The 17,523-nt window shown below is 42.1% G+C and carries 10 protein-coding genes; 3 read left to right on the top strand and 7 right to left on the bottom strand.

Going from position 1 to position 17,523, the window contains the following annotated elements; all coding sequences use genetic code 11:
- The first annotated feature begins 5 nt into the window (after positions 1-5).
- Together clpX and recQ are read left to right on the top strand one after the other, a co-directional pair.
- The gene (gene clpX, locus PJIAN_RS13860; protein WP_068706078.1) at positions 6-1,238 is read left to right on the top strand and encodes an ATP-dependent Clp protease ATP-binding subunit ClpX; all 1,233 of its coding nucleotides are present in this window, start codon (positions 6-8) and stop codon (positions 1,236-1,238) included.
- A gap of 539 nt (positions 1,239-1,777) precedes the next feature.
- The gene (recQ, locus tag PJIAN_RS13855; RefSeq protein ID WP_068706076.1) at positions 1,778-3,964 is read left to right on the top strand and encodes a DNA helicase RecQ; all 2,187 of its coding nucleotides are present in this window, start codon (positions 1,778-1,780) and stop codon (positions 3,962-3,964) included.
- A 64-nt stretch (positions 3,965-4,028) separates the two neighbouring features.
- On the opposite strand, the gene PJIAN_RS13850 is transcribed toward recQ, so the two are convergent.
- The 6 genes from PJIAN_RS13850 to upp all read right to left on the bottom strand — a co-directional run bounded on the left by PJIAN_RS13850 (position 4,029) and on the right by upp (position 9,477).
- Positions 4,029-5,678 (bottom strand): AMP-binding protein, encoded by a 1,650-nt coding sequence (locus tag PJIAN_RS13850; protein WP_068706074.1) that lies wholly within the window; start codon positions 5,676-5,678, stop codon positions 4,029-4,031.
- 15 nt (positions 5,679-5,693) lie between these two features.
- On the bottom strand, positions 5,694-6,446 hold the full coding sequence (locus PJIAN_RS13845) for a creatininase family protein (RefSeq protein ID WP_068706072.1): 753 nt from the start codon (positions 6,444-6,446) through the stop codon (positions 5,694-5,696).
- 14 nt (positions 6,447-6,460) lie between these two features.
- Positions 6,461-7,036: a helix-turn-helix domain-containing protein gene (locus PJIAN_RS13840; protein ID WP_068706070.1), complete on the bottom strand. Its 576-nt coding sequence runs from the start codon at positions 7,034-7,036 to the stop codon at positions 6,461-6,463.
- Positions 7,037-7,293: 257 nt separating this feature from the next.
- The gene (dprA, locus tag PJIAN_RS13835; RefSeq protein WP_084252425.1) at positions 7,294-8,442 is read right to left on the bottom strand and encodes a DNA-processing protein DprA; all 1,149 of its coding nucleotides are present in this window, start codon (positions 8,440-8,442) and stop codon (positions 7,294-7,296) included.
- Positions 8,406-8,822, bottom strand: coding sequence for a VanZ family protein (locus tag PJIAN_RS13830; protein ID WP_068706068.1), 417 nt, complete (start codon positions 8,820-8,822; stop codon positions 8,406-8,408). Before PJIAN_RS13830 ends, dprA begins: the two co-directional genes overlap by 37 nt.
- 1 nt (position 8,823) lies before the next feature.
- Positions 8,824-9,477 (bottom strand): uracil phosphoribosyltransferase, encoded by a 654-nt coding sequence (upp, locus tag PJIAN_RS13825; RefSeq protein WP_068706066.1) that lies wholly within the window; start codon positions 9,475-9,477, stop codon positions 8,824-8,826.
- A 663-nt stretch (positions 9,478-10,140) separates the two neighbouring features.
- Here upp and PJIAN_RS13815 point away from each other — a divergent pair.
- On the top strand, positions 10,141-15,744 hold the full coding sequence (locus tag PJIAN_RS13815; protein ID WP_068706062.1) for an MBG domain-containing protein: 5,604 nt from the start codon (positions 10,141-10,143) through the stop codon (positions 15,742-15,744).
- Positions 15,745-16,220: 476 nt separating this feature from the next.
- On the opposite strand, the gene PJIAN_RS13810 is transcribed toward PJIAN_RS13815, so the two are convergent.
- Positions 16,221-17,165 (bottom strand): substrate-binding domain-containing protein, encoded by a 945-nt coding sequence (locus PJIAN_RS13810; protein ID WP_068706060.1) that lies wholly within the window; start codon positions 17,163-17,165, stop codon positions 16,221-16,223.
- Positions 17,166-17,523: the final 358 nt, after the last annotated feature.

The following is a 17,523-nucleotide window of genomic DNA, read 5'->3' as shown; positions in this document are numbered from 1 at the left end:
AATTTATGGCAAAAAAGAATACAACAGGTCGATGCTGCTCAATGTGCGGCAGATCGGAGTCGGAAGTGGGCGCTTTAATTACGGGTGTCGACGGCGCGATTTGTTCACAGTGCGTTGAAATGGCCTACGATATCGTTCAGGAATTTTCGAAAAAATCAGGAGCGGAGGATATCAAATTTAAAAATGGAGCACCTCCCAAACCTATGGAGATTAAGCAGTTCCTCGATCAATACGTTATTGGGCAGGATGAAGCCAAGAAGTTTTTATCGGTAGCTGTTTACAATCACTATAAACGACTAACTCAACGTGATCATGGCGATGATGTGGAAATTGAAAAATCGAACATCATTATGGTTGGACCCACAGGTACTGGAAAAACGCTTTTGGCCCGTACCATTGCCCGTCAATTGCATGTTCCTTTTACCATTGTAGATGCAACGGTATTTACCGAAGCCGGGTACGTTGGCGAAGATATAGAAAGCATTCTGACCCGTCTTTTGCAGGTAGCTGATTATGATGTGAAGGCTGCTGAAAGAGGTATTGTCTTTATTGATGAAATAGATAAGATAGCCCGCAAAAGCGATAATCCTTCCATTACGAGGGATGTAAGCGGCGAAGGCGTGCAGCAGGGCTTGCTCAAGTTGTTGGAAGGCTCGGTTGTGAATGTTCCGCCACAAGGTGGACGTAAGCATCCGGAACAACGGATGATTGCCGTAAACACGCAAAACATTCTCTTTATTTGCGGTGGCGCATTTGACGGGATTGAGAAAAAAATTGCGCAACGTCTAAATACGCACGTGGTAGGCTATAGTGCTACAAAAGCATCACATGAAGTAGATCGGAGCAATTTCCTTCAGTATATTTCTCCGCAGGATTTGAAGGCTTTTGGCCTTATTCCTGAAATTATCGGACGTTTACCGGTTCTTACCTATCTTAATCCGCTTGAAAGAACCTCATTGAGGAGAATTCTTACAGAACCTAAAAATTCTATTATAAAGCAGTATGTAAAGCTTTTTGGAATGGACGACGTTAAGCTGACTTTTGAAGATGCCGCGTTAGACTTTATTGTCGATAAGGCTATCGAATTTAAGTTGGGCGCCCGCGGTTTAAGATCCATTGCAGAAACCATAATGATGGATGCGATGTATGAAGTTCCATCAGGAAATCAAAAAGAACTGGTAATAACAGCTGCTTTTGCTAAAGAAAAAATGGACAAATCGGGAAAAATATCAGCCTGATAAGACGTAAACTGTCGTCGTAAACAGTTTTTCTTGATGAATGGTGTGGAATCGTATATTGATGATTGCGGTTTCACACCATTTTTTTATGCTTGTAGTTGGTGTTTTGTTGTGTAAGTAGCATAAATACAGTGATATATACGGTTAAACAATATAGGGAAAAAACTTTTGTGCTTTTATGGGTTTTTTTTTATCAAAATATTAGGGGGTTTGGGAAACTTGTTTATAAATTTGTTCTATGAAACATGCCTCCTTATAAAGGAGGTGTTTTATTGTTTGGATAGTACTATCTGCTCTTGCGTTGTTCTTATGAAGAACGCGATTAACGGGAAAGAGCAATCCGAATTATGGGCTAATCAATAGAGAATCCGTCGATTGTTATCCCCAAAGAGTATTAATGAAAATCAGGTTAGATTCAGCCTGTTGTGAAAAAATCAACTGAGAACATAAATTTAGTCGTTTGAAAGAAACGTTTATTATAGACTTACTTTATATTGACCTACTAAATATTGACAAACTAACCTTGATCTAACTTTTATATGGCGAATAAGCATTCAGAACTGACAGAGCAATTAAAGACCTACTTCGGCTTTGATGTCTTCAAAGGCAATCAGGAGGCTATTATCCAGAATGTGCTGGATAAAAAAGACACCTTCGTTTTGATGCCAACCGGAGGCGGCAAATCCCTGTGTTACCAGTTGCCCGCAATCATGATGCCGGGAACTGCAATTGTCATTTCTCCGCTTATTGCTTTGATGAAAAATCAGGTTGATGCCATGCGTAGCTTCAGTATGGAAGACGGAGTGGCTCATTTCCTGAATTCTTCTCTCAACAGAGCAGCCATAGACGAGGTTAAAAGCGATATCCTTAGTGGTAAGACTAAATTGCTTTATGTTGCCCCGGAATCGCTGACAAAAGAAGATAACGTGGAGTTTCTGAAGCAGCTGAACATCTCGTTTTATGCCGTAGATGAAGCTCATTGTATTTCGGAATGGGGACATGATTTCCGCCCGGAATACAGAAGAATTCGACCTATTGTAAACGAGATAGGGAAAGCTCCCATCATAGCGCTTACTGCCAGTGCAACACCGAAGGTTCAACACGATATTTTGAAGAATCTGGCGATGACAGATGCAACTGTCTTCAAATCGTCATTCAACCGCCCCAATCTTTATTACGAAATACGTCCCAAGACAAATGATATTGATAAGGAAATTATCAAATATATCAAGTCTCAGCCTAAAAAATCGGGTATTATTTATTGTCTCAGCCGTAAAAAAGTAGAAGATCTTGCGGGAACGTTGCAGGTTAACGGTATTGCTGCATTGCCCTATCATGCTGGGATGGACGCTGCTACACGCGCTGAAAATCAGGATAAGTTCCTGATGGAAAATGCGCAGGTGATTGTAGCAACTATTGCTTTTGGCATGGGAATTGATAAATCTGATGTTAGATTTGTAATTCATTACGAAATGCCGAAGAGTCTGGAAGGCTATTATCAGGAGACAGGGCGTGCCGGACGTGACGGTGGTGAAGGTATTTGCGTTGCATTCTATTCTGCAAAGGATTTGCAAAAGATGGAAAAATTTATGCAGGGGAAACCCATTGCAGAACAAGAAATAGGTAAACAGTTATTATTTGAAACCGCAGCTTACGCGGAAACATCAGTTTGTAGAAGAAAAATTTTATTGCATTATTTTGGAGAAGAGTATATGGAGGAAAATTGTGGAAGTTGTGACAACTGTAGCCATCCGAAAAAACAGGTGGAGGCTCAGGAATTACTGGTACTGATTTTAGAGACCATTTGTGCCCTTAAAGAAAAATTCAAGGCCGAGTATGTGGTTAACGTGCTAAAAGGCGTAGAAACGGAAGATATAAAGTCTTACGGGCATGATGAGCTTGAACAGTTTAGTACAGCCCAGGAAGAAGATGAAAACTTCTTGCAGGCAATAATTCGTCAGGCAATGCTGGCTGGTTTGGTTGAGAAGGATATTGAAAACTATGGTTTGTTGAAAATGACGGCCAAAGGGAAAAAATACCTTGCAAAACCAACCTCTTTTATGGTAGTCAAAAATAATGATTTTGACGAAGAAGAAGAGGAAACGCCATTAAAAGGAGCAGGCACAAGTGCTGTTGATCCGGCGCTTTACGCAATGCTGATTGACCTGAGAAAGAAAATGTCGAAGCAACTGGAATTGCCTCCTTTTGTAATTTTTCAGGATCCTTCTATCGAAGCGATGGCTACTACGTATCCAATCTCTATAGACGAGTTACAGAATGTACCCGGGGTAGGAGCAGGAAAAGCAAAACGTTACGGAGAAGAGTTTGTTGCTTTGATCAAGCGGCATGTAATCGAAAATGAGATTGTTCGTCCGGAAGACCTTCGCGTTCGTTCTGTTGCCAATAAATCGAAGTTGAAAGTGTCTGTTATACAGGCAATAGATCGTAAGGTTGCATTGGATGACCTTGCCGAGTCGAAAGGCCTTGATTTTACCGAACTGCTTGATGAAGTAGAGGCAATTGTTTATTCCGGTACAAAAATAAATATCGATTATTTTCTTGAGGATATTATGGATGATGACCACATCGGAACAATAGAGGATTATTTCCGTGAAGCTGAAACCGATGATATTGCAGATGCCCTTAAAGAACTTGGAGAAGATGATTTTACCGAAGAAGAAATTCGTTTGGTACGGGTCAAATTCTTATCTGAAATGGGGAACTAATATTATCTGATCGTTATACAACAAAAAAAGGCTTTAATCAAAGTGATTAAAGCCTTTTTTGTTGTTAGATAACTTCAATGCCTTGCTCTTGAAGCATTTCAAGTCCTATAGTTTTCAACTTGTATTTTTGAATTTTTCCGCTGCCGGTCATAGGAAATTCCTTGACGAAGAAAATATATTTCGGAATTTTAAATCTCGATATTTTTCCCCGGCAGAAATCAACAATGTCTTCTTCAAGAAGTGTCTGTCCTTCTTTGAGAATGATAAACGCTCCGACCTGTTCTCCGTATTTTTCGGAAGGAATACCTGCCACCTGCACATCTTTTATTTGAGGTAACTTGTAAAGGTATTCTTCAATTTCACGGGGGTAAATATTTTCTCCACCGCGGATAATCATGTCTTTGATACGGCCGGTAATCCGATAATTTCCGTTTTCGTCCTTTACACCAAGGTCGCCGGAGTGTAAGAAACCATTCTTGTCGATGACTTCTGCAGTAGCGGCTTCATTTTTGTAGTATCCTTTCATAACGTTGAATCCGCGGCAGCACATTTCGCCCTGTACGCCTACCGGACATATTTCTCCGGTTTCGGGATCGATGACCTGTACTTCAACGAATGGAAAGTCGCTACCCACTGTTGTGCAACGCACCTCAAACGGGTCGTCGATGCGGGTTTGAGTCATGCCCGGAGATGTTTCGGTAAGCCCGTAAACACTGGTAATCTGAAGGTACATTTTGTCGCTTACTTCACGCATCAACTCGATAGGGCAGAGCGATCCGGCCATAATCCCTGTGCGTAGCGAGGTGAGGTCGAAAATATTGAACATCGGGTGGTGAAGCTCCGCGATAAACATGGTGGGTACGCCGTAAACAGCCGTACATCGTTCTTTGTGAATTGATGCCAATACCACCAGTGGGTCAAACCGCTCAACCATTACCTGAGTACATCCGTGTGTAAGGCAGTTCATGGTGGCTAAAACAACCCCAAAACAATGAAATAAAGGAACGCAAACACAAAGCTTATCCTGTTGGGTGAATTTCATGTTTTCCCCCGTAATATAGCCATTGTTGGCGATGTTATGGTGCGAAAGCATAACACCTTTTGGGAAACCTGTTGTTCCTGAGGTGTATTGCATATTCGTTACGTCGTGGCAATTTACTTTCTTTTTTGCTTCCAGAAGAGGTGCGTTGTCCAGATTCTGCCCCAAAAGCAATAGTTCTGCCGTGTTGTACATGCCCCGGAACTTTTCCTGTCCAATATAGACTACGTTTTTCATGCAGGGGAATCGTTCGCTTTTCAGATGCCCTCTTTCGCAGTTCTTCAGTTCAGGAAGCATCTCGTATGTCATGTTCACATAGTCGCTTTCGAACGTTCCGTTGGTAATGAACAACGTGTGCATATCGGAATTTTCAACCAGATATTCCAGCTCGTGTTGCTTGTAATTGGTATTGACAGTTACGGCAACAGCTCCTAACTTGGCACAGGCATAAAGTATGGTAAGCCAGTCAGGTACATTTTGCGCCCAAATGCCCACGTGATCACCACCTTTTACGCCAATCGAGAGCATGCTTTTTGCCATGCAATCGACCCGGTCGTTAAATTGTTTCCATGTAAAACGCAGATTGCGATCCGAATATACAATATATTCGTGGTCAGGGGTTTCGGTTGCCCAATGTTCCAACCAGTCTCCTAAAGTTCTGTCAAAAAGCTGCATGGGAATGTTCGTGTTTTAGTATAATTCTTTGGTAGTTAGTTCTATAAAAAGTTTACATAACCTGTCAGAAACGACATCCGCATAGCGTTTGCCTTTTTCTGCCGTTGCCAGTTTAGGATTGCCAACTCCGGTATCGTTGGTCGCTTTTGTCCAGTGTCTGGGAGTCCAGGCCGTCTTGTCGTTCAGCGAGTCGATTGAGAAACGCGTTTCAGTGCCTTCGCCGGCCTCTGAGAGAGGCAAAACCAGCTCCGGAAAGTAGTGCATGATGACGGATGTTTCCATTTCGCCGGCATGATCGTCGCGGTTTTCAAAATATCCTTCCTGAGGAATAATATCGTACCAATTGGCGATCACTACTGTAAAATCAGGATAATCGACAGCCAGATCGCGAATCATGTTTTTGAAACTGTTGCCGCCGTGTCCGTTAACAATTACAAGCTTGCGAAATCCCTGTCGTTGAAGTGATGCCACAATGTCGGTTAAAATCGCTTTTTGAGTTTCGTAACGAGCGTGTATGCATAAGGGCATGTCCGTTTGTCCCGGATTTTGGGAGCCTAACGGAATGGCAGGCAAAACCATACAGCGCACCCCTTGCAGAGCTGCTTTTTTTGCTGCATCTATCGAAATTGAAGTGGATGCAAGACAATCTGTTCCGTATGGTAAATGTAAATTGTGAGGTTCAGTTGCTCCCCAGGGTAATATTGCCAGATCTATAACGGATGCTTTAATTTCAGTCAGAGAAGTGGCAGCAAGTTCATGATGCACCATTGTTGGTAGTTCTTTTACATTGGAGAATAAACCACAGCCAGTATTTTTGCCGGTTTTTCTACAGCTGAACAAACCAGATGGGCTACTATTGAATCGTAATAAATGCTTTCTCCTTTGTTTAGAAGATATTCTTCTTTTCCGTAATGAATTTTTACGGTGCCTTCGAGCACATATAAAAATTCTTCTCCTTCGTGAGACGAAAGTACAATTTCCTTATTGTCTGCGGGTAAGATATCAATCAGAAACGGTTCCATGTGGCGGCCAGACTTATTTCCTGCAAGGGAGAAAAAGTTGAGGTGCGAATGCGTGTTTGAAACCTGACTTGAAAAGCTGATTGTTCTGTGCGACTCTTCGTTCCGAATAACTACCGGCCAAAGTCCAAGGTCGTCATCAAGAAAAGTTCCAAGTCTGACTCCCAGTACACGTGCTATTTTGATAAGTATAGCAAGAGAAGCTATAAGATTCTGTTCTTCAATAGCTTTTAACTGGAATAAAGACATGTTGCAGCGTTCTGCCAGTTCTTCTTGTGTTATATTTTTTGAGTCCCGGATGGAGGCAATTTTTTCGCCAACTTTGCTTTCGGATTTCATGAGTAAATGGTTTTGTTTTGGTTGGTTTTTAGCATTAAATGGTTGAAACAAGGAGTTTATGTGCAGATTCGTTCTTCTGACTTCAATTGTTCAGGTTGCGATGCACATTCTAATGGACATAAAGCAAAATGTTGTCAATCTGGTAAAATATAGAGCAATATATGGCTTTTCAAATTTGATGATTTGATACTTTATGAGCCGATTTGCTTACGCTTTATCAGGGAAACAAAGATAATAAATAATTGAATAAAATATTCTTACCCTACAACTTTGTATACGTTTCCGGGAAGACAGCGAAGATGTCCTTTGAATTCCAGTTCGATAAGCAGTGGAAATAGTTTTTCAACCGGTAGCTTTAGTTTGAGCGTGAGTTGGTTGATTTGAAGGGATTCATGTTGGCGAAGAACAGAAATGATTGTCTGTTCTTCTTCCGACAAATCATTGAAGAGGAGAGTTTGTTTAGAATTTTTGCTTTCGTTCGGTTGCCAGCTCATGGCTTTTATCAGGTCGGATGCCGATTCGATAAGGGCCGCTTTGTTTTGTCGGATAAGGTCGTTGCAGCCGGCAGAACGTGTGTCGCCAACCCGTCCGGGAATGGCAAATACCTCGCGGTTATACAGGTTTGCGGCGTCGGCAGTGAGCAGTGATCCGCCGCGTATTGCAGATTCTACCACTACAATTGCATCGCACATCCCTGCAATTATACGGTTGCGTTGTACAAAGTTGGGCTTGTCCGGTTCCGTATTGGTTGTGTATTCGGTGACAATGGCTCCGGAGGCGGTCATTTTGGACGCAATTGAGGTATGCGCAGCCGGATATAGCCGGTCAAGTCCGTGAGCAACAACGCCGACAGTCGGAGTGTTGTGCTTCAAGGCGGATTTATGTGCAGTTATGTCTGCGCCGTAGGCAAGTCCGCTAACAATAATGACATCCGGAATTTGCAGAACAAGATCTTCAATCAGGGTTTCGCAGACATTACGTCCGTAGTCGGTGATGTTGCGAGTGCCTACCACAGCAACAAAACGCCCTTTGTTCAGGTCAATGTTGCCATTTGTGTATAAAACGACAGGAGCATCGCTGCATTCTTTTAGTCGGAAAGGATAAGTTTTGTCGGTGTAAGCAAACGCGTTGAACCCATTTTTTGCGATAAATTCCAGCTCATTATCAGCTGATTTCAGCAAGTCGGTTTTGCCAATGATTGCCTGAGATAGCACTCCGCCAATACCCGGAATTTTCTCCAGATTTTGTTGTGTCTCAGTAAAAACGGCTTCTGCAGCGCCAAGGTACGCAATCAGGTTTCGAGCCAGAATAGGACCGATACCTTTAATCATCGATAAGGCAATGAGATAGCGCATATCAGAAATAACGGTTATTTTTTTCTTTTCAGCAGAGCTGGTAATATCCATTTGCCCGCAAAAAAACCGGAGATGGCGCCAAGTGTATTGGTGAGTTCGTCAAGCCAGTCGCCGGAACGGGTGGAGGTAAAGAATTGTTGTATTAATTCCATACTTCCACCCCAAATGACGGGTAATCCTACGATGAGGAGAAAAAGTTTTTTTTGCTGGATAATCGATATTCCAAACCTGTCGAGGAGATCCCATAAGAGAATAAAAGCAAAGCCAAAATACATGAGAAAATGAACCACCTTGTCCTCGTTTGGAAAGCTTGGAATGTGCTCAAACTCGGATCCGGGTGCTGTAGAGAGATACAATATGACACAGGCGGTGCCTATTGTTCTCCAGTATCTTTTGACAAATGTCTTTATGGGGCTCTCGTTGTGAGTCATGTTATAATTTTTGACCGAATGCCAAATCTCCGGCATCGCCCAGTCCCGGAATAATATAAGAGTGGCTGTTCAGTTCCGGATCAATTGCTGCAGTCCACACGGTGATATTATCTGCAGTAAGATTCGACTGAATATAGTCGATGGCCGGCTGGCTGGCAATTATAGTAGCAATGTGAATATGTGCCGGCTTTCCTTTGGTATGCAAAGCACCAACAGCAAGTTCCATCGAACTGCCGGTTGCCAGCATGGGATCGGTAACAATCAACGTTTTGCCGTCAAGAGAAGGTGATGCAATATATTCAATAAAAATATCGAATTTGAGAGCGTCTTTATATTTTCGATAAGCAGAAACAAAAGCATTTTCGGCATGGTCGAAATAGTTCAAAAAGCCATTGTGAAAAGGCAAACCGGCTCTCAGTATGGTTCCTAATACAACTTGTTCGGTTGGTAGGTTAATGGGAGCGACACCAAGTTGAGTTTTTACATTTTCGGTTTCATACGTCATTCTTTTACTGATTTCGTATGCCATTATTTCGCCAATGCGTTCGATGTTGCGTCTGAAGCGTAAGCTATCTTGTTGTATTTCAACATTTCGTATCTCTTTCAGGAACTGATTGAGAAGCGAGTTTTCTTCTGATAAATTGTTAATTTGCATGTCTGTAATATTTATGCAAAACAACAAAAAAAAACGACGTAAAACAAGAGTGGCGACTCCTTTGTTATTTCCTCTGTGCATAGTCCTGGAATAACCGGAAGGGTGTGAGTCTGATTATTTTTGATGTGTTTTACAGGAACAGAAAGCTGAAATTTGCCATGTGTAAAAATAATTAAAAATGTGATTTGCTGTTGACTTTTGCATTTGTAAATACTTACTTTGTATAAAAATGTAGATGTAGCTATAAAAGTGTTAATTTTTGGTTGTGGAATCTATCCTAATAAGAAGACATTGAGCGCCTAAAATAATTTCTTTTATAACACATCTGTCAAAGATCTTTTCAATTTACTCTTGTAAGGGGATTTCTATTAATGCACCCACTCCAAACCATTTTGCCCCTTTTTGCATCAGCAAGCGATATCTGCTTGATTTGGTGTAATTCTTTTACTTCCGCAATTCTTTTGTAAAATACGACTAAGCTGTAATACGTCTGGCCATTTCTGTGTCCGAACAGAAATGATTGTGTGTCGTTTTTTGCAAATATTCTTTTATTCAGCATCCTTTATGAATTTCTATCAGTGATGAGACGATCATGTTGTAACATGGAGTTCGCTTTGCTGAATATTATTTCCATATGTACTTAATCAACTAAATTCCTATCATATGAAAACACAAGTCTACTCGTCATCGCCCAAAAGAAAACAGACATTTCTGATAAGTTTTCTGGTAATGCTGTTTTGTGCCCTGTGTAGCACTAATCTTTATGCGCAGGATCAGGAAGCGTATGTGGAAACCGATGCACCGGACTATGCACCGGGATCAACGGTACTAATAGCCGGAGAGTATTGGACCCCCGGTGAAACAGTTTACCTGAAAGTGACCCACCTCTCGCCACTGCCCGTACCTGACGTGACAGGCGTAACCCCCAACCCTTATGATGCATGGACCGTTATTGCTGATGCAAACGGTGAAGTCCATGCTACCTGGTATGTAAATGATTTTGAAGCCGGTGCTCAGCTCCAACTGGAAGCTTATACAGCTTCGGGTTATGATTACAGGGTGTTTTTTACGGATGGAGCAGGTAAAACAAATTATTACCCATCTTCATATATTAATTTCTCAGGTGAAAATTCTTATTGTAAAGATGCTACAGCATCACCTCTTAGTATATCTTGGAATAATACAGCTTGTACTTATGCACCTGGAAATAAAGATACATATCTTCCTATAATAATTACATGGTATAAGAATACGACTAATTCTACAACTGACGGAACAGCTGTAGCTATAGATAATACTAAAACTGCGAGCACAACCTCTGCAACCTATACACCACCTACAAATGCAGTAGGAACTTTGTATTATTATGTAACAGTTTCCTGGAGTGGTGGAAACTCTGGAAATGGTTGTTCAGCGTTAGGTGCTATTACCAGTGGAATACAAACTATTACGATTAATACTACGCCTTCAATAACAACTCAACCGAATTCTACCACTATAACTTATGGTGCAAACACAAGCTTCACGGTAGCAGCATCTGGAACAACACCCCTTTCCTATAAATGGCAGGTAAATACTGGTAGTGGATTTACTGACATATCTAACGGTGGTGTTTATTCTGGTGCAACTAGTGTAACCTTAACCCTTACTAAGCCTGCCGTTGCGATGAGTGGTTACCAATATCGGTGTGTGGTTAGTAATATTTGTGGTAGTGTGACGAGTAATGCTGCGGCATTGACGGTAAATAAAGCCGAATCAACAATCACAGCAACCGGACCGACATCATTTACCTATAGTGGTTCACCACAAGGTCCTGATGGTTCATCGGTTACAGGTTCGACCGGAACGGTGACTTTCAGTTACATCGGTATGAGCAATGGTTCAGTAGCCTATGGCCCATTAGCAGCTAAGCCTACCCTTGCAGGTACATACAGTGTATTGGCAACAGTTGCTGCCGACGATAACTTCAACGGTAAAACTTCAGTAGCTTATAATTTCACTATTGGAAAAGCCGAATCAACAATCACAGCAACCGGAACGACATCATTTACCTATAGTGGTTCACCACAAGGCCCTGCTTCTGCTGATGTTACAGGATCAACAGGTCCTGTAACTTATAGCTATTCCGGTACAGGTTCTACTTCATATGGTCTTTCGGCGACGGCTCCTACTAATGCTGGAACTTATGTGGTTACAGCAACTGTTGTGGTAGATGCGAACTATAATGGAGCGACTTCAGATGGTTATGCATTTACTATAGGTAAAGCCGCTTCTGTTACTACAGTAACAATTACAGGTGCTCCGTTTACTTATAGCGGTTCTGCAATTACCCCGGCTTCGGTTACTGTAACAGGTGCAGGAGGTTTGAGTCTGACACCGACTGTGGATTATGCCAATAATATCAATGCAGGTACAGCCACTGCCAGTTACACTTATGCCGGCGATGCGAACCATGAAGGTAGTAGCGATAGTAAGAGCTTTACTATCGGAAAAGCGGCTTCTACAACTGTAGTTGCCATCACGGGTGCTCCGTTTACCTATGCCGGTTCTGCAATTACACCGGCTTCGGTTACTGTAACAGGTGCAGGCGGTCTGAGCCTGACTCCAGATCCTGTTTATGACAACAATATCAATGCGGGTACAGCCACTGCTAGTTATACCTACGCTGGCGATGCTAACCATACGGGAAGCAGCGATAGCAAAATCTTTACGATTGGTCAGAAATCCGCAACCGTAGTTGCAGACGCCAAGAGTAAAACCTACGGGGATGACAATCCGGCCTTGACAGCAGTAGCAAGCGGTGCGGTACCGGGAGGCGATGCGATTAACTATAACCTTGCAACGACAGCGGTTAAACTCTCGAGTATTGGCGATTACCCGATCACGGTAACCCTGGGCAGTAACCCGAACTATAACGTTACCAAGACAGATAATACCCTGACCGTTACCAAAGCGGATCTGACCGTTGTCAATACCGACCGTTCGAAAGTATATGGTGCAGTGTTGACCAATGCGGACTATGCCGGAAGTATCACGGGCATCCAGGCCGGTGATGACATCACCATCACTCGCGCTAGTACCGGGGATGCAGCCAATGCAACCGTAGCCGGTTCTACCTATCCGATTGTAGGAACTTTGGTTGACCCGGATAGCAGACTGGCAAACTATACCGTTACCAATCCGAACGGTGCCCTGACCGTTACCAAAGCAGACCTGACTGTCGTCAATACCGACCGTTCGAAAGTATATGGTGTCGTGTTGACCAATGCGGACTATGCCGGAAGTATCACGGGCATCCAGGCCGGTGATAACATCACCATCACTCGCGCCAGTACCGGGGATGCAGCCAATGCAACCGTAGCCGGTTCTACCTATCCGATTGTAGGAACTTTGGTTGACCCTAACGGAAGACTGGATAACTACAACGTTACCAATCCGAACGGTGCCCTGACCGTTACCAAAGCGGATCTGACCGTTGTCAATACCGACCGTTCGAAAGTATATGGTGCAGTGTTGACCAATGCGGACTATGCCGGAAGTATCACGGGCATCCAGGCCGGTGATAACATCACCATCACTCGCGCTAGTACCGGGGATGCAGCCAATGCAACCGTAGCCGGTTCTACCTATCCGATTGTCGGAACTTTGGTTGATCCTAACGGAAGACTGGATAACTACAACGTTACCAATCCTGATGGTGCGTTGACTGTGACGGCCAAAGCAGCTTCTGTCGTTGTAGATGCCAAGAGCAAGACCTATGGAGAAGACAATCCGACCTTGACAGCCGTAGTAAGCGGCACCGTCAACGGAGATAATCTGAATTACACGTTGGGTACAATCGCCGAGAAGTTCTCAAATGTAGGTGCTTATCCTATATCAATTACTTTAGGGTCGAATCCAAACTATATCGTAACTCCGACTGATGCTTTATTGATCATTGGACAGAAGGCTATTTCTGTAACTGCGAATGACGGGCAGACCAAACTTTATGGAAATAATGATCCTGTATTAACTTATCAGATTACCTCTGGTAGTCTGGTGAATGGAGATGCTTTGAATGGTCAGTTAGGTAGAGACGGAGGAGAAAATGTTGGAAGTTATCCTATTAATCAGGGGACATTGGCAAATAGCAACTACAACATTACATTTACCAATGCAAACTTTACAATTACGCCTCGTTCGGTTGTGGTTACTCCAAATTCAGGGCAGGGAAAAAAATATGGTTCTTCAGATCCTGCATTATTGTATGGTACAAATCCTGCATTATTGCCAAATGGAAGTACTGTAAATCTGAATGGATCATTAATGCGTAGTCCTGGTGAAAATGTAGGTAACTATTCCATTTTGCAGAATAATATTGTAACTGCAAATAATCCAAACTATACTATCACATTTACCGATGGAATCATGTTTGCAATTACTCCGTCTTCTGTGACTGCTACAGTTACTATGAATAAGGATTCAGTCCAATATAGCGATGTCGCTATTTTTACTGCTACGATAGCTGGTGGCGCTCCGTTATTGAGCGGCGGACCTCAGGCAGCAACCTCTGCAACGTTCTATGTGGGAACACAGCCTATGGGTCCTGCTAATCTGACTGTGAATGGGAAAGATCTGGTAGCCACACTGTCAGCAACGTTGCTGGAAACAATAGCAGACCAGATGATGCCTGGAAGTAAAACTCTGAGGGTGAACTTCAACGGCATTAATAGCAATTATGATGTTCCTGCTTCGGTAACGTCTAATGTGATGCTTGCTCGTGAAAATGCGATTGTTAACTATTCTGGAGTACAGTTTGCTTCAACTTCCGGCATTTCAAGTTCTACGGCCATAGTGACATTGGCTGCTACTATTCAGGATATTACGGCGATTATTGACAATCCGAAGTATGATGCGTATCCGGGTGATATTCGGAAAGCAAAAGTAAGATTCATGAATATGGATTCCAATACTCCGATTACGGATTGGTTGCCAGTAGCACTAATAAATAGTACAGATTTAAAAACAGGTACTGTGATGTTTGATTGGACCACTAATATAGGAAGTAATGATGCGTTGCAGTTTACACTAGGGGTTCAGGTGGATGGCTATTATGTAGGAACGTCAGACAATACTATCGTAACTGTTGCTAAACCTTTGGATAATTTTGTTACCGGTGGTGGTAATTTGCTTTTGACGAATGCAGTTTCAGGAACAAAAGACGGAGATATAGGTTCTAAATTGAACTTTGGTTTTAATGTAAAATACGATGCGTCGAAGAATGAACTGAAGGGTCATTTTAATGCGATTATTTTCAGAACTGAAGATCAATGGGGACATAAATGTATGCCAAATCATGGGATGTTACACCAATTTAAAATTGACGGTGATGACATGATTTCGCTTGCCGTAGTTCCTGCAACAGCAACAAGTCCGGCGATGGCAACTTTTACGGGTAAACTTGATATCAGAGATAATCAACATTCGAATATCTTGTTTGCAAATGGAGCTACAGTTATGGTTACCATGACTGATTATGGACAACCTGGTAAAAATGACAGACTTGGAATTACTGTATGGAACCCAGATGGCAGCTTGTTGTTTTCATCTAACTGGGGATTGATACGTACTGCTGAACAAAAATTGAACGATGGAAATCTTGAAATTCACAGCAAGGTCGTATTCAAGACAGGGTCTATTCAGCCAACTGTAACTTTGGTAGCTACACCTACATCAGGAGTGAAAGGGACTCCGATAACATTTAATGTTACGGTCAAAGGAAGCAAAAATATGCCAACAGGATCTGTTACGTTCAAAGACAATGAAACAGGAACTGTCTTGACTACTGTTTTGCTTAGTAATGGCACAGCTACATTTACAACTTCGAGTTTAGGGGTAGGGCCTCATAATGTAGATGCTTATTATGGTGGCAATAATACATATTCAAGTGCAGATGATGATGCGATGATTGAAATTACTATGCCGTTAAACTCTTCGGCTTTCAATTCAGAACATCCAGATCCAATTGAGTTAAATGTTTATCCGAATCCATTCGGATCTCATCTGTTCTTTAAATTACAAACGCCTGAAGATGCTCATGCATTGTTGGAAATATTTGATATCAGCGGACGAAAAATTGCAGTAGCATTTGATCAGGTTGTCAGTGGAAATCAGTTGTATGCCATTGATTATGCTCCTGCCGGTAATGTGGCTACGGGTATGTTGATCTACCGGTTAACGGTCGGACAGAAGGTTTATATGGGGAAGGTTATTTACCAACCCCGGTAGAGAATAAATAATCAAACTAAGCAGGTTTAGTCTTATACGGTCTGAACCTGATAATTGGGGAGTCTGCATATTGTTATGCGGACTCTCTGCCTTTTTGTTAGATCTGCCCATCGGTTTTTCTCCTGAGTAATGTTGCGAGGAATTTTGAGTTCTTCTAGGTCGTTTTGTCATCGTTTGCAATTTGGTACTCTCAGATTTGCGGCAATGGCCGAGGATGATAAGGTTTGTAAGTGTGGTAGGTGTGGGGGGGTAAAAGTTCTGCGAACTGATTTTTCGGCCTTGTTGTTTTTTGTGTATTTCGGAGTGAGAAACCCCGTTTTGAATCTTTGTTTTGATGCTATTAAGGCCTTGGGTAGCTACTGTTATGTATGTGACTATATGGTGGTGTCTTTACAAAACAAGAAGCGTTTTAAAACAGAAAGTCCGGAAATTGGGAGGATTTCCGGACTTAACTATTTATTGAATTTTGGTTGCTATTACCAGTTTTTGAGCTCTTCTGCAGCATTCGATTGGTCTATAACCTTTACATCAAAGGCCATTTCTTTTTCGTAAGGAAGCTTCATGATTGCGTTGTACATGTTTTCGACGGAATAGTAGCCCATGCCATGGAAATCCTGCTTCATGGTAGCGCAGTTCGGATGATCTTTGATGTATTTCAATAACGGTTTCGATGTGTCAAAGAAAACGGCAATTCCTCCTTTTTTCATGAAATTGGATAAGGCGGGGATACTATCAACGCCTCTCAGTGCCGGAAGTCCCCAAATCATCTGGACGGCATCTATGTTTTTATTTTTCTTTAGGTTCATGGTTAGAAGTTCTTCTCCATATCCTTCCATTTCGAACGTGTAAATTACCGTGCTGATTTTGTCATTGCCCATTTCCATCTGGAATCCGCTAAAACGTTCTTTCATATTACTGGCGTTGATTCCACCGCTTAACACCAGGATATGTTGTGGTTTTTTCTTTGCTTTGTTAAAAAGCTGGAACATGGTTTGGCCGCAAACTTTGCCTGCTTTGATGTTGTTAGATCCGACATAAAATAAACGGTCACTTTTTGCACAGTCAGAGTCGAAAGTGCCGACCTTAATGCCTGCTTTTATAGCTTTGTTAATGGGCTCTCTCAGCATTTCTTCGTCATTGCAACTGATAATAATACCATCTACCTTGTATTTTATCAGGTTTTCAATCAATGCTTTTTGTTTTGCCCCATCGTTCGACGTCGGAGCTTCCCACGTGACGGTAATGCCAAGCTTTTTCCCCGCCTGCATGGCGCTCTCCTTTACCTGATCGAAAATCTCATTGTCAATTTTGGGAATTACCGCGATAATGATATTTTCTTTCTTTTTCAAGCCGTGTGAGCAAGAGTATAATACGCTTGCCAACAGACAAACTACCGGAATTAATAGCCAATACTTTTTCATAATATTCAAATTTAAAAAGTCTGAGAATTGAAAAATATGTCGACAGAATACGTAATCAGCTAATTGATGATCGGTTCGGTTTACGTGTAATTGCAATAAGTGTCAATGATTTTGTAATGGTGGTGCAGACTTGCAAAATGCAAAGCAATCTTTTGTTTAATGATAAAACAGAGAGGATAAGAACAGCTCCGATACAATATAATTCGGTGTCTATAGTACAAAGATAAAGCATAAAATAGCGATGTAAATAAGCAGTGTAAAAAAATATAAAATATTTTTGGTTGTCCGTGTGGAGCTCCTGAATTTAATCGCAATTTAACAAATGTACCGTGCTTATGCTGTTGAATTACAGCAGGTC

This window comes from Paludibacter jiangxiensis (assembly GCF_001618385.1).
Taxonomy (GTDB): domain Bacteria; phylum Bacteroidota; class Bacteroidia; order Bacteroidales; family Paludibacteraceae; genus Microbacter; species Microbacter jiangxiensis.
The sequence above is the reverse complement of the archived record's forward strand: the minus strand, read 5'-3'. Positions and strand labels throughout refer to the sequence as shown.

What these genes read in the sequence shown, in the direction of transcription:
- clpX (WP_068706078.1), top strand. Translation starts at nt 6, where the DNA reads ATGGCAAAAAAGAATACAACAGGTCGATGCTGCTCAATGTGCGGCAGA.
- recQ (WP_068706076.1), top strand. Translation starts at nt 1,778, where the DNA reads ATGGCGAATAAGCATTCAGAACTGACAGAGCAATTAAAGACCTACTTC.
- PJIAN_RS13850 (WP_068706074.1), bottom strand. Translation starts at nt 5,678, where the DNA reads ATGCAGCTTTTTGACAGAACTTTAGGAGACTGGTTGGAACATTGGGCA.
- PJIAN_RS13845 (WP_068706072.1), bottom strand. Translation starts at nt 6,446, where the DNA reads ATGGTGCATCATGAACTTGCTGCCACTTCTCTGACTGAAATTAAAGCA.
- PJIAN_RS13840 (WP_068706070.1), bottom strand. Translation starts at nt 7,036, where the DNA reads ATGAAATCCGAAAGCAAAGTTGGCGAAAAAATTGCCTCCATCCGGGAC.
- dprA (WP_084252425.1), bottom strand. Translation starts at nt 8,442, where the DNA reads ATGGATATTACCAGCTCTGCTGAAAAGAAAAAAATAACCGTTATTTCT.
- PJIAN_RS13830 (WP_068706068.1), bottom strand. Translation starts at nt 8,822, where the DNA reads ATGACTCACAACGAGAGCCCCATAAAGACATTTGTCAAAAGATACTGG.
- upp (WP_068706066.1), bottom strand. Translation starts at nt 9,477, where the DNA reads ATGCAAATTAACAATTTATCAGAAGAAAACTCGCTTCTCAATCAGTTC.
- PJIAN_RS13815 (WP_068706062.1), top strand. Translation starts at nt 10,141, where the DNA reads ATGAAAACACAAGTCTACTCGTCATCGCCCAAAAGAAAACAGACATTT.
- PJIAN_RS13810 (WP_068706060.1), bottom strand. Translation starts at nt 17,165, where the DNA reads ATGAAAAAGTATTGGCTATTAATTCCGGTAGTTTGTCTGTTGGCAAGC.